This window comes from Paenibacillus sp. J22P277 (genome assembly GCF_059383675.1).
Genome location: NZ_JBXENS010000002.1, coordinates 344,106 through 356,819, shown reverse-complemented (window position 1 = coordinate 356,819; position 12,714 = coordinate 344,106). Strand labels below are relative to the sequence as shown.

The 12,714-nt window shown below is 61.5% G+C and carries 10 protein-coding genes and 1 pseudogene; 7 read left to right on the top strand and 4 right to left on the bottom strand.

From position 1 onward, the window contains the following. The first annotated feature begins 52 nt into the window (after positions 1 to 52). Complete coding sequence (locus AC50YL_RS06225; RefSeq protein ID WP_494830239.1) at positions 53 to 697, top strand: SOS response-associated peptidase; 645 nt, start codon at positions 53 to 55, stop codon at positions 695 to 697. Between the two features lie 135 nt (positions 698 to 832). Here the strand turns inward: AC50YL_RS06225 and AC50YL_RS06220 are convergent, their stop codons facing one another. Further along, on the bottom strand, positions 833 to 1,621 hold the full coding sequence (locus AC50YL_RS06220; protein ID WP_494830237.1) for an AraC family transcriptional regulator: 789 nt from the start codon (positions 1,619 to 1,621) through the stop codon (positions 833 to 835). Positions 1,622 to 1,779: 158 nt separating this feature from the next. On the opposite strand from AC50YL_RS06220, the pseudogene pyk reads away from it, so the two are divergent. Together pyk and AC50YL_RS06210 are read left to right on the top strand one after the other, a co-directional pair. After that, positions 1,780 to 2,787, top strand: a pseudogene (gene pyk / locus AC50YL_RS06215) (pyruvate kinase); the annotation flags it as partial. 207 nt (positions 2,788 to 2,994) lie between these two features. Continuing rightward, a complete protein-coding gene (locus AC50YL_RS06210) occupies positions 2,995 to 4,932 on the top strand; it encodes an ABC-F family ATP-binding cassette domain-containing protein (RefSeq protein ID WP_494830235.1) in 1,938 nt (645 codons plus the stop codon). Positions 4,933 to 5,394: 462 nt separating this feature from the next. Here the strand turns inward: AC50YL_RS06210 and AC50YL_RS06205 are convergent, their stop codons facing one another. Further along, positions 5,395 to 6,858: an MATE family efflux transporter gene (locus tag AC50YL_RS06205; RefSeq protein WP_494830233.1), complete on the bottom strand. Its 1,464-nt coding sequence runs from the start codon at positions 6,856 to 6,858 to the stop codon at positions 5,395 to 5,397. Positions 6,859 to 7,033: 175 nt separating this feature from the next. Between AC50YL_RS06205 and AC50YL_RS06200 the strand changes: the two genes are divergently transcribed. Continuing rightward, on the top strand, positions 7,034 to 7,921 hold the full coding sequence (locus AC50YL_RS06200) for a helix-turn-helix domain-containing protein (protein WP_494830232.1): 888 nt from the start codon (positions 7,034 to 7,036) through the stop codon (positions 7,919 to 7,921). Between the two features lie 111 nt (positions 7,922 to 8,032). Here AC50YL_RS06200 and AC50YL_RS06195 read toward each other — a convergent pair whose 3' ends face one another. Then, positions 8,033 to 8,476 carry a Dps family protein gene (locus tag AC50YL_RS06195; RefSeq protein WP_494830231.1) on the bottom strand — a complete coding sequence of 148 codons (444 nt, stop codon included), beginning with the start codon at positions 8,474 to 8,476 and terminating at the stop codon, positions 8,033 to 8,035. A gap of 541 nt (positions 8,477 to 9,017) precedes the next feature. Here AC50YL_RS06195 and galU point away from each other — a divergent pair. Together galU and AC50YL_RS06185 are read left to right on the top strand one after the other, a co-directional pair. Then, positions 9,018 to 9,896 carry a UTP--glucose-1-phosphate uridylyltransferase GalU gene (gene galU / locus AC50YL_RS06190; protein ID WP_494830230.1) on the top strand — a complete coding sequence of 293 codons (879 nt, stop codon included), beginning with the start codon at positions 9,018 to 9,020 and terminating at the stop codon, positions 9,894 to 9,896. A gap of 55 nt (positions 9,897 to 9,951) precedes the next feature. After that, a complete protein-coding gene (locus tag AC50YL_RS06185) occupies positions 9,952 to 10,896 on the top strand; it encodes a DUF8832 domain-containing protein (protein WP_494830229.1) in 945 nt (314 codons plus the stop codon). A gap of 78 nt (positions 10,897 to 10,974) precedes the next feature. Here the strand turns inward: AC50YL_RS06185 and AC50YL_RS06180 are convergent, their stop codons facing one another. After that, the gene (locus AC50YL_RS06180) at positions 10,975 to 11,364 is read right to left on the bottom strand and encodes a DUF6220 domain-containing protein (RefSeq protein ID WP_494830228.1); all 390 of its coding nucleotides are present in this window, start codon (positions 11,362 to 11,364) and stop codon (positions 10,975 to 10,977) included. Between the two features lie 210 nt (positions 11,365 to 11,574). Here AC50YL_RS06180 and AC50YL_RS06175 point away from each other — a divergent pair, with 210 nt between their 5' ends. Next, a complete protein-coding gene (locus tag AC50YL_RS06175; RefSeq protein WP_494830226.1) occupies positions 11,575 to 12,705 on the top strand; it encodes a GntR family transcriptional regulator in 1,131 nt (376 codons plus the stop codon). Positions 12,706 to 12,714: the final 9 nt, after the last annotated feature.

Here is a 12,714-nt window from a genome sequence, read left to right as displayed (position 1 = left end):
ATATTTCTGGAAAAACCGGCCATAATAGCCAAAACAAGAGGAGGTTTACGCCATGTGTCAAGCGATTTCCATCACGGCCGCTTCATCCGAGCTGACGGAGCGTTTCGGGCTCGACAATGTCCTGTTCCATACATCCAACCGGTATGAAATTCACCCGACGGAATCCGTGTCCGCGATCATCCACCGCAAGAACGAAAGGGTCCTGGACGAATTCCGCTGGGGAATGGTGCCGTATTGGGCGAAGGATTCCGTACGAATGGACAGCATGAAGCTGTTCGAGAAACCGATCTACGAGCGGATCGCGAACAAGCAGCGCTGCATCATTCCGTGCAGCGGCTTCTACGTCGCCCGGACCGAGGGCAAGGAAGTGCACCGCGTCAAAATCACGATGCGCAGCGGCACGTTCGCCGTGGCCGGCCTCTACGACGTGTTCCGCCAAGCGTCGGGGGAAGAGATGCGCACCTGCACGATGCTCATGACCAAGGCCAACGGGTTGATCGCGCCGTACGAGCCGCAAATGCCCGCCATCCTGGAGCCGGAAGACATCTCCGATTGGCTGACCCGCGGCGTGCGCACGCCGTTCGAGCTGAAGAACATGCTCCGCATGATGGAGTCCGTGCGCATGATCGCGATTCCGCTCTCGCCGACCGGCGACGCGGAGCTGGAGTTCGAAGCGCCGCGGACGGAGATGGTGTAGACGTTTTGGCTTCGAGCATAGAGCCCAAGGGCTGCCATCGCGGCAGGCTTTGGGTTTTTTGCGCTTCAGTAATTTTTTAGACGGACGAGCTTGAATCGGTAAGACCCGATCACGGTGCCGGAGAACACGGCTGCCCTAATCCCTGCCCGATCGTTCCGCGATGATATCGGAGGGCAGCTTTCCGGCGATGCGTTTGAAGATGCGGTTAAAGTACGAGGGATCGCTGTAGCCGAGATGATCCGAGATGTCCTGGACGGTCAGCCGCGAGTGGCGAAGCATGTAGATCGCGGTCTTCATTCTCCTGCGATGCACGTAGTCGCTGATCGTCATGCCCGTCACCTTGCGGAACAGGGAGGCCGCGTAGTTGGGACTGACGCCGATGCAGCCGCCGAGCTCGAGCTTGGTGATTTTGCCCCGGTAATTGTCGTCGATGTACCGCTTCATCACCTCGATATGGTGAATGGACGAGGGCGCTTTCTCGCCTTCGTCGTATTCCCGGCTGACCGTGACCATCAGCTCCGTCAGCAACGCCGCGCACATGATGGAGAAGTAGCGGTCCCTCGCGGACCACTGCTCCACGATATAAAGCAGCTTTTCGAGCAGCAGTTCGGGCATGTGCGTCACCCAGCGCAGGGGCGTCCGCCTGGCGAGGATGGGGAGCAGCAGCACCGTCGCGGTATCGGCCGGGCTGAAGCGGACGACGACGCTCTCGCGGAGGCTGCCGGCGCCGCGCAGCTCCGCCGCGGGCACGCCTGCGGGTATGAGCAGCAGGTCGTTCTTGCGGCACGTGGTCAACTGCCCGGCGAGGCGGAAGGTCGTCTGCCCGAACCGGATCCAGACCAGCGTGAAGCTGTCGCTGCCGAGCGTCTGCTGTTCGCTCTTCAGGATGCCGCGTTCCTGCCGGATATCGAAGATGTCGAACATGGCATCGCCTCCGTTTCCTCTTTCTTCATCCGCTTCCTGTTACTTTCGTCCTCTTCATCGTACTATTCTACAGCTACTGTACTATAGTTCATCGCGCTCGCGCAATCGATCTTCTACAATGAAAGAAGCGATGAAAATAGGATCTGGGAGTGAGCAGAATGAAGAAGACAGCGATCGTATGTACGATGGGACCTGCCTGCATGTCCGAAGAAATGTTGGAGAATATGCTGCTGGCCGGCATGAATATAGCTAGACTGAACTTGGCGCACGGAGAGCTTTCGGACCACAAGGAGCGCCTCGAGCTGGTGCGCGCGGCCGCGAAGAAGCTGAACGTGCCCGTCTCCATCATGCTGGACATCAAGGGACCGGAGATCCGCACCGGCCTGCTGCAGGAGCCTTCCTACCTGCTGAAAACCGGCGAATTCTTGACGCTGACGACGGAACAAATGCTGGGCACCGAGAAACGGATCTCGGTCTCGTACGACCTGGCGCAAGACGTCTCCGTCGGTTCGCGCATCATGATCGACGACGGCTTGATCGAGCTGCAGGTCGTGCGCATCGAAGGACCAGACGTCGTCTGCGTCATCCAGAACGGCGGCATCATCAAGTCCCGCAAAGGCGTTAACTTGCCGGGCATCCGCACGAGCCTGCCGGGCGTGACGGAGAAGGACAAGCTGCACATCGCCTTCGGCATCGAGCACAACGTGGAGATCATCGCGATGTCGTTCGTCCGCCGCGCGGAAGACGTGCAGGAAGTGAAAGCGATGCTGGCCGCGCAAGGCGCCGGCCACATTCAGGTGATGTCCAAGATCGAGAACCAGGAAGGCCTGGACGAGCTCGAAGCGATCGTGGAAGCATCCGACAGCATCATGGTCGCCCGCGGCGATCTTGGCGTCGAAATTCCGATCGAGGACGTGCCGATGGCCCAGAAGCAGATGATCAGCGCCTGCAACCGCGCCGGCAAGTTCGTCGTCACGGCGACGCAAATGCTCGAATCCATGCAAAGCAATCCGCGCCCGACCCGCGCCGAAGCGTGCGACGTGGCGAACGCGGTATGGGACGGCTCCGACGCGGTCATGCTCTCCGGCGAGACGGCGGCCGGCAAATACCCGCTGGAGGCGGTCCGCACGATGGCGGCGATCGCGATCCGCGCGGAGCAGGCGATGGGCGAAGTCGCGAAGAAAGATTTGATCGGAGCGTAGGCTTCGTTTAAAGTGAATAGAGAAGGTGAAACGGCTGGCGTCTCCTTTGGGGGCGCCAGCCGTTTCATTCCGGAGAAATCCAGGCCGCGCCGCGCGCGATTGGTTTGGATGAGGACAATGCGAGGCGGCTTGCCGCGCATTGCGATTTACTAACGTTAGGCGGGAGCACTTATGCACGTATTGACGGTTGATCATATTTCGAAGAGCTACGGCGAGAAAATATTGTTCCAAGACGTGTCGTTCGGCGTGGAGTCGGGCGACAAAATCGGCATTATCGGGGTAAACGGCACCGGGAAGTCGACGTTCATGCAAGTCGTTGCGGGAATCGAGCCGCCCGATGCGGGTTCGATCCTCGTCGTCGGCGGGACGACGGTGCGGATGCTGTCTCAGGATCCGCAATTCGACCCCGAGGAGACGGTGCTGGAGCACGTGCTCGGCGGCGATTCCGCGCAGATGCAGGCCGTGCGCGCCTATGCGGCGGCGCTGCGGGAATTGGAGCTGAAGCCCGGCGATGAGACTCTGCAGGAGCGCCTTGTCCGCGCGAACCAGCGGATGAACGAAGCGGACGCGTGGGGCATCGAGAGCGACGCGAAGATCGCGCTGACGAAGCTCGGCATCCTGAACTTCGACGCCAAGCTCGGCATTCTCTCCGGCGGGCAGCGCAAGCGCGTCGCCATGGCCGCGGCGCTCATTCAACCGGCCGACGTGCTGCTGCTGGACGAACCGACCAACCACATCGACAACGAATCCGTCGCGTGGCTGGAGGGCATGCTGCAGAAGCGCAAGGGCGCGCTGCTCATGATTACGCATGACCGGTACTTCCTGGACCGGGTCAGCAACCGGACGTTGGAGCTCGACAAGGGAAAGGCGTACTTCTATTCCGCCAATTACAGCCGGTTTCTGGAGCTGAAGCTGGACCGCGAGGAGCGGGAGGCGGCCTCCGAATCCAAGCGGCAGAATCTGCTGCGCAACGAGCTCGCTTGGATGCGCCGCGGCGCGCAGGCGCGCTCGACGAAGCAGCAGGCGCGGATTCAGCGCTTCGAGTCGCTGAGCGCGCAAGGGCCGGAGAAGGCGGCCGGCAAGCTGGAAATGTCCGTCGCTTCCTCGCGGCTCGGGAGGAAGATTCTCGAGATCGAAGGCTTAAGCAAATCCTTCGAAGGCCGCAAGATCATCGACGGCTTCAGCTACATCGCGGTGCCGGAGGACCGCGTCGGCATCGTCGGGCGCAACGGCCTCGGCAAGTCGACGCTGCTGAAGCTGATTGCCGGCAAGCTGGCACCGGACGAGGGCGTCGTCGAGCTTGGCCCGACGGTAAAGCTCGGCGTGTTCTCGCAGGAGCGCGAAGAGATGGACGAGACATTGCGCGTTATCGATTATATTCGCGAGAGCGCGGAACAGGTCGCGACCTCGGATGGTTCGACGATATCCGCGGGCCAGATGCTGGAGCGGTTCCTGTTCCCGCCCGCGCAGCAATGGACGCCGATCGCGAAGCTCTCCGGCGGCGAGAAGCGCCGCCTGCAGCTGCTGCGCGTCCTGATGGAAGCGCCGAACGTGCTGCTGCTGGACGAGCCGACGAACGATCTCGATATCTTGACGTTGACGGTGCTGGAGGATTACTTGGACGATTTCCCCGGCGTCGTGTTCACGGTATCCCATGACCGCTACTTCCTGGACCGCACGGCGGAACGGATCTTCGCGTTCGAGGGCAACGGCGTCATCGAGCAGCATGTCGGCAATTTCACGGATTACCAGGCGTACGCGGCCGCGCATGGCGTGCGGGCGGCGGCGAACGAAAGCGCCGAGCGCAAAGCCGACGCCGCCGCGTCGAAGAAGCCGGCTGCCGAAGACGAGACGGAACCTGCCAAGCCGACGAAGATGACGTACAAGGAGCAGAAGGATTTCGATACGATCGATGCCGACATCGCGAAGGCCGAATCGGCGCTGCAGAAGGTGCAGGAGAAAATGGAAGCTTCCGCCAGCGATTCCGGCTTGCTGCAGGAATTGCTCGCCGAGCAGGCCCAGCTGGAAACGAAGCTGGAGGAACTGATGGACCGCTGGGCATACCTGAACGAGCTGGCGGAGCAGATCGCGGCGAACAAGAAGAAATAACCGACGATTCGGCGTCGGTGTCGCGCAGCGGCATTGTCTGGTCCTGCCCCGAAGGCATGGCGTCGAAGGCGATGCGCTGCCATGCTCGCCACGGACGGGCGGGGGATGCCGGCTCGCGGCATAGATTCGAATAAATGCAAAGAAGAGGTTCTCCTTGTCGGAGAGCCTCTTCTTTGCATTATGGCGCAGGTTTCTAATTGACGATGGCGCCCTTGCCGCCAGCTTAACGCACGCGCCGCAAGCGAGCGGCAAAAATTGCTGCCGAACTGCGCTTGAAGAGCCGCTCCAGCATCGGAAAGCTCGGGCTAGTCGCCAACCGAGCGGCGAGAAATGCTGCCGAGCTGCGCTTGAAGCAGCCGGGCAGCGCGAAATCGGAAAGCTCTGACCGGCCTCCCAGCGAGCGGCGAGAATCGATGGAGCTGCGCTTGAACCCGCTGCGCTCCGTCTCGCCGCCGTCACGCCTTAAGCGCGGGCGGCGACGGCGTTCGAGGCCGCCGCCTCCGCGCCAGACTGCGCGCCGCTGCCCGTGCTTGCAGCGATCCCCTGCGCCGCGGGGGTCGACCTCTGCAGCTCCCGCTGCTCGGCGCGGTTCAGATACTTCCGCTGCCGCCAGCGGACGAAAGCGAGGATGCCGCGCACGTATTCGTCGGCGATCATGCAGCAGTAGATGGCGACGAGCCCCCAGCCGAGGTGCAGGCCGAAGTAATACGACAGGCCGGTAGCGACGCCCCACATGGAGATGAGGGCGGTGACCATCGGGAAGCGCGTGTCGCCGACCGCGTTCAGGCCGGAATTGAAGCCCATGTTGAGCATTTTCCCCGGCTGCAGCACGATGTTGAGGGCGAGGAGCGAGATGCCCATGCGCATGATTTCGGGATCTTCGGTGAAGAAGCCCAGGAACCAACGGCCGAGCAGGACGAGCAGCACGGCGTTGACCGTGACGATGGCCAGCCCGATATAGAGCGCGCGATAAGCGTCTTTGTACGCTTCTTGATACTGCTTGGAGCCGAAGAGGTAGGCGATCTTGATCTGCACGCCCATGGCGACGGCCATGCCGAGCATGAAGCAGAACGATTCCAGCGTGTTCAAATACGTGCGCGTCGCGAGCTCCTTGGCGCCGAGGACGGCCAGGAACATGAAGATGACCATTTGCGAAAGCACCCAGCAGGACGAATTGACGCCGAGCGGCCAGCCGATGCGGAGCACTTCCTTGAACAGCTTGCGGTCCCTCAGCCGAACATCTGCGATTCCAACCTTGCGTTCGAACGCATGGACGAACATGTAGGCCAGGATGAGCATCATGATGATCCGGCAGGAGAACGTCGAGATCGCGACGCCCTTAAGTCCCCATTGCGGAAAGCCGAACGCGCCGAAAATAAACGCGTAATTAAACAGCACGTGCAGGACGTTGATGGCGACTGCGGTCAGCATCGGCCCGCGCGTATTGCCCGTGTTGCGGATGACGGTGCTGAACGCGGCCGACAGCGCGAAGGGCGCGAGTCCGCAGCCGGCGATGGAGATATACGTGCGGGCCAGCGGGAGAAGCTCCTCCGGCATCTGGATCAGCCGCGCGATCTGTTCCGGCAGCAGGAAGAGAAGCGCGCTGATGCCGATGCCGATGACCGCGGTGACCTTCGCCGCGATGATGGCGATCGTACGGGCTTCCTCCGGCCGGCGCGAGCCCAGCTTCTGGGCGACGAGAATGCCGGCGCCGCCGGTGATCGTCATGAACAGCGTATTCAGCCCGTTGAAGAGCTGGTTGGAAAGCCCGACCACCGCGACGGCGTCGTCGGATACCCGGCTGACCATCAACGTATCCACGGTGCCGAGCAGCGTGGCGAGAAACAATTCAATGAAGATCGGCCAAGACAATGACCATAACGAATACGAGCGAAGCCCGCTTTTGCGATCCGATGCTGCGTCCATCCTGCTTGCTTACCTCCCGTGATGCCTTGCGATTCCGAATGCGCCTTGCGCGCGTTTCACTTTCAAATTATAGATGGTATACTGAGCGCAGTGTATGATGCTTACAACCGAAACTTTCAAATTTCAAACCTCTGGAATCGGCCGGGAAGGACAGCCGGGGAAAGGAAGGGCTTTCATGAGCATGCTGCAGTTCACGGTGCCGCCGCTGCCGCATTACATGCTGTGCGGACCGTCGTTTTACGCGCCGGGAGGCAGGCATGTCAGCCGGCGGAACGTCGGGGTGTTCGACCTGCTGGTCGTGCGCGAGGGCTGTCTGTACATGGGGGAGGAGGACCGGACCTTCGAGGTCGGCGAGGGCTGCGCGCTGATTCTCCGGCCGGACAGCTATCATTACGGGACGAAGGGCTGCGACGATTATACCTCCTATTATTGGCTGCACTTTCAGACGACGGGCAGCTGGTCCGTCACCGACGACGAGCTGCCGAGGCACGGCGTCGAGCCGTACGACGAGAAGCGCACGCAGGCGCTGTGGTCGTACGCCACGCATACCTTCCAGATCCAAGTCCCGCAATTCGTGCGGCTGCTGCAACCGGGCAAGGTGGACGAGTTGATCGGGCAGCTCATTCAGCTGAACCAAAGCTTCTACTCCGGCAGCGCGAAATGGAATCAGCAAGCGCTCTTCCAAGACGTGCTGCGCCAGCTGTCCGCTTCCATGGCGAAGGAGGAATCGACCCCGGCCGCGGCGTGCGCGGACTTGGCTGCGGCCTATATGCGCAAGCATTACCGCGAATCCGTCACCGCGCAGGAGCTCGGCGAACGGCTGAACTTTCATCCGGTCTATATCGCACGCTGCATGCAGCGGATCTACGGCTGCACGCCGATGGAGTACCTGCTGCATCACCGCATCGAGCAGGCGAAGCTGATGCTGCTGCAGACCGACCATACCGTCGCCCGCATCGCGGAGGAGGTCGGCTTCAACCAGGCGGCGTATTTCACCTCGTGCTTCACGCGGGCCGAGGGCATCTCGCCGCGCAAATACCGGCAGCGGTTCTCGTACGGCTGACGGGAGCATAGAAAAGAAGACCGTCATCCGGCGGCATGCGCCGCGGATAACGGTCTTCGGTATAGGCGGGGGAAGATGCTCCCGGCTGCTGCTGCTGCGTTTAATCGGCGATCAACGTCCGTTGAACGCTTTAAGCATCCACGTGTGTTTCTCGAGCGATTTGTGAATGGCGAGCAGCAGATCGCTGGTCGTCTCGTCGCCCGCGGCCTCGGCGGCTTCCATGCCTTCCTTCAGCTCGGAGGCGACGTTCGTGAAGTCCTCGATCAGGACGTCGACCATCTCGCTGGCCGTTTCTTTGCCCGAAGCTTCTTTAACGGTGGAATACTCCAGATGCTCGGCCATCGTGGCGTAAGGCGCGCCGCCGATCGTCAGCAAGCGTTCCGCGATGTCGTCGACATGCAGCGTGGCTTCTTCGTAGAGCTCCTGGAATTTCACGTGCAGCGTGAAGAACTGGTTTCCTTTGACGTACCAGTGATAGTTATGCAGCTTCACGTAGAGTACGCTCCAGGTCGAGATTTGTTTGTTCAGGATCGTTTGCAGTTTTTTTGTCGGCATGTGCGGCATCTCCCTTTTTAATAAGATAGAGTACTTGCGCTGTTGCTGCTTGCTGCGCTTGCGCTGCGGCCGGTAGGCTCGCATTCGCCCGGGATACCCCTCTATTTTGCCGAGGCGCCCGGCGAAATAACCGCGGCTTCCGCCGTAACTTCGCTGCCGTCGGCAAGCTTAGGCTTGGGATGTCCGCATGGCCTTAGCGGCGACGGCCTTCAATCCGGCCGGCCTTGTGCTCGCGATGTTACTGCACGTGGGCGGAAGCTTCCTTCTACTCTTAACCGCAGCTTCTGGAAATGAAACTAATTAATAATAAATCCTAAATTAAAATTATTATAAATAAGGGAAAATGTCAAGGGTCATTGCTTCCGATCTTCGGTCGTGATACGTTAGCTTCAACAGGAACGGGGCGCGAGCCCGCGAATCCGCCGTACGGCCGGCAATCGGCGGATCGCACTAACGAAGGATCCCGCGGTGTACGTTCGCGGCTTTCACCGTATAAAATCAGGCATTCTGGCCAAAACAGAAGAGAGGACCGAATATGGACATGGCAGAGAAACGGGTTCGCAAGGCAATTATTCCGGCAGGAGGGCTCGGCACGCGTTTTTTGCCGGCTACGAAGGCGCAGCCGAAGGAAATGCTGCCGCTCATCGACAAGCCCGCCATTCAATACATCGTCGAGGAAGCGGTCGCTTCCGGCATCGAAAGCATCATGATCGTGAGCGGCCGCAACAAGCGGGCGATCGAGGATCATTTCGATAAATCGTTCGAGCTGGAGGCGGAGCTTGAAGCGCAGGGCAAAGCGGAAATGCTGGAGTTGGTCCGAGGCATATCCCGTTTGGCGGAGATCGTCTATATCCGGCAAGGCGCGCCGCTTGGCCTGGGCCACGCGGTATTGTGCGCGCGCCGTTTCGTGGGAGAAGAGCCGTTCGCGGTGCTGCTCGGCGACGATATCTTGCAGGCGGAACGGCCTTGCCTCGCGCAGATGATCGAGCAGTACGGGCGGCGCGAATCGTCGGTCGTCGCGGTCATGGAGGTGCCTTGGGATCAGACGCACAAATACGGGATCGTCGATCTGGCCGATAGCGCCGACGGCCGTCTCCGCGGACTCGTGGAGAAGCCGTCCCCGGGCGAAGCCCCGTCCAATCTGGCCATCGTCGGCAGGTACGTGCTGGAGCCCGGCATTTTCGAGCTGCTCGAGCATGCCAAGCCCGGCAAAGGCGGCGAGATTCAATTGACGGACAGCCTCCAGCGGTTGAATGCGACGAACCCGGTGACCGCGTTCCGATTCGAGGGCCAGCGTTACGACGTCGGGGATAAATTGGGCTTCGTGCAGGCGACGATCGATTTGGCCCTGCGCCGGGAGGATTTGTCCGAGGACGTGCGGCACTACATGATCGAGCGGTTAAAACAGGGATATAGCTGACGGGAAACGACGGTTGTCGTCGCGTTCCCGCCGGCGGAAGGCGAGGACGCGACTGTTGAGAATAAATGGAAAGCAAGCCCGCAATCGGGGCATCGTGCTGGCGCTGTCGCTGCTGGCAGGCGTCGGCATCGGCCTTTGGATGAACAGCGAGGCGGAGCCGCAAGACCGGCCTGCGGCCGCGGATGCGATACAGGACCATGCGACGCATGGCATGGCGGACAAGGATATGGACCATGGACATGACGAAGACGCGAATCGCGATGCGAGCATGGAAATGCCCGGCATGGAAGCGGGCGCGGGCGTCGCGGACGGCGCGAAATGGACCTGGTTGACGGGAGCGCCGAAAGCCGGGGAGGACGCCACGCTCCGCATCACGTTGACGGATGCCGCGGGCAAACCCGACGCGGGGCTTCAAGTCAGTCACGAAAAGAAGCTTCATCTGATTATCGTCAGCGAAGGGCTGTCGACGTTCATGCACCTGCATCCCCGGGAAACGGAAGTGCGCGGCGTGTTCGAAACGACCGTGACGCTGCCCTCCGCCGGGCGGTATAAGCTGATTGCCGACTTCAAACCGCAGGGCGGCGAGCAGCAGTGGCAGAGCGCTTGGGTCGAGGCGGGCGCGAACGGCAAGCGGATGACGGAGCCGGCGCTGGCCGCGGACAAGCAGCTGGAGCACGCGGCGGACGGCATGACGGTCAAGCTTTCGCTCGGATCGCCTCCGAAGGCCGGGGAAGACGCGGAGCTCGCGTTCTCCTTCGCCGATGCGGCGAACGGGCAAGCCGTCCGCGATCTGCAGCCTTACCTCGGGGCAGCCGGACACGTGGTCATCATGGATGCCGGCGCGGAGCATTATCTGCACGTGCACGCCATGGACGAGGCCGGAGGACCGAAAGCGCGGTTTCACACGTCGTTCCCGGAGCCGGGCTTGTACAAGATATGGGGGCAGTTCCAGCGGAACGACCGCGTCGTGACGGTCCCTTATGTTATTGAAGTGAAATAACCGTTCGCCGGACCGCGGGGCGCACGGACGAGCAGCCGTTCACGGGGCGATATGCCCCGCTGGACGGCTTTTTGCCGTTTATCCGGGGCGGACGCGCCAGGCGCGGTACGCGCGCTTCGCCGTCACGACGGCCATCCAGAACATGGCGATGGCGATGACGGGATGCAGCGCCGAGACATAAGGGGCGTCCGCGCCGATATGCGCCGTCATGTACTGCAGCATGACGAGGAGGTACGACGCCAGCGATAACCAGCGGACGAGACCGCGAACGCGCCCGAAGAACGTCAGGATGAAGACGGCGACCGGAACGAATTCGAAGACGTGGATGAACGACGCGTGATCCCGCCAATGCTCGGCGTTCACCAAGACGGCCATGCCGGCCAGGTACGCCTGGATGACGATGCAGACCGCGAACAGCAACGCGAGCAGAAAAATGGCCAAGCGTAAGTAACGGTTCCCTTCACGCATGATACGGATCCTCCCTTTCCGTCGTGGATGGCATGCTTTCGCTTCCATTTTACGTTGCCCCGGACGGGGCTGTATATTGCACGCAGGTCTAGTTTTGCGCGTGGTTCGCGGGAGAGCGTTGCCCGGTGCCTCTTATGTACGTACAAGTTGGCCATATGCTATACTACTTCCATACAAGCAAGCAAAAGCAAGAAAGCATGAGGTGCCCGAGTGAAGGAACAGCAAACGCCCAAATACAGGCAATTGAAAGAGGAGATCGTCTCGTGGATCGCGACGGCGCAGTTCAAGCCGCATGACAAGCTCCCTTCGGAGAACGAGATCGCCGGCCGCTTCGGCTTCAGCCGTCAAACAGTGCGCCAAGCGCTCGGCGATCTGGAAGCGGAGGGCTGGCTGTACCGCTCCCAGGGCAAGGGCACTTTCGTCGCCGAGGCCGATCGCGGCGGCGCGCGCGCGGAATCGCGGCAGAAGCTGACGATCGGCATGATGACGACGCATATCTCGGATTACATCTTCCCGACCATCGTGCGCGGCGTCGAGTCAGCGCTGCGGCTGCAGGGCGCGAGACTGCTGCTCGCGAGCACGGACAACGAGAAGGCGCGCGAGCGCGAGAGCCTCGAGTCGATGCTGCTTCAGCAGCAGCTCGGCGGACTGATCATCGAGCCGACGAAGAGCGCGGAGGGCAACCCCAACCTCGATTATTTCCTGGCGCTCGAAGCGCGGCGGATTCCGTTCGTCATGCTGAACGAGCGCTACAGCGACCTGGACGCGCCGTGCCTGAAGGTCGACGACGAGACGGGCGGCTTCCGCGCGGGAGAGCATTTGGCGAAGCTCGGCCACAAACGGATCGCCGGCTTCTTCAAGACGGACGACTTCCAGGGCGTCTTCCGCATGCGCGGCTTCATGCGCTGCCTGCGCGAACGGAAGCTGCCGCTGCAGCCGGATCATCTGATCCGCTACGCGACGGAAGAGAAGGGGACGAAGCCGGCGGAGGCGCTGGCGGAGCTGCTTCGTCGCGATCCGGCCGAACGTCCGACGGCGATCGTCTGCTATAACGACGAGCTGGCCGTGCGCCTCCTGGACGTGATTCGGCTGAGCGGCTTGTCCGTGCCGGCCGACCTGTCGATGGTCGGCTTCGACGACGCGAATCTGGCGACGGCGACGGAAGTGAAGCTGACGACGCTCGAGCATCCCAAGACGCGGATGGGCGAGGATGCCGTGGCGCTGCTCATGAAGCTGATGGACGAGGCGGGCGGCGGCGAGGGGACCGGCGATATCGTGTACGATCCGAAGCTGATCATCCGTCAATCGACGGGACCGGTTCCGGCGGCGGAAGCAAATTAAGGCGTGACA

Coding starts and splice junctions, on each gene's coding strand:
- AC50YL_RS06225 (WP_494830239.1), top strand. CDS start 53: ATGTGTCAAGCGATTTCCATCACGGCCGCTTCATCCGAGCTGACGGAG.
- AC50YL_RS06220 (WP_494830237.1), bottom strand. CDS start 1,621: ATGTTCGACATCTTCGATATCCGGCAGGAACGCGGCATCCTGAAGAGC.
- AC50YL_RS06210 (WP_494830235.1), top strand. CDS start 2,995: ATGCACGTATTGACGGTTGATCATATTTCGAAGAGCTACGGCGAGAAA.
- AC50YL_RS06205 (WP_494830233.1), bottom strand. CDS start 6,858: ATGGACGCAGCATCGGATCGCAAAAGCGGGCTTCGCTCGTATTCGTTA.
- AC50YL_RS06200 (WP_494830232.1), top strand. CDS start 7,034: ATGAGCATGCTGCAGTTCACGGTGCCGCCGCTGCCGCATTACATGCTG.
- AC50YL_RS06195 (WP_494830231.1), bottom strand. CDS start 8,476: ATGCCGACAAAAAAACTGCAAACGATCCTGAACAAACAAATCTCGACC.
- galU (WP_494830230.1), top strand. CDS start 9,018: ATGGCAGAGAAACGGGTTCGCAAGGCAATTATTCCGGCAGGAGGGCTC.
- AC50YL_RS06180 (WP_494830228.1), bottom strand. CDS start 11,364: ATGCGTGAAGGGAACCGTTACTTACGCTTGGCCATTTTTCTGCTCGCG.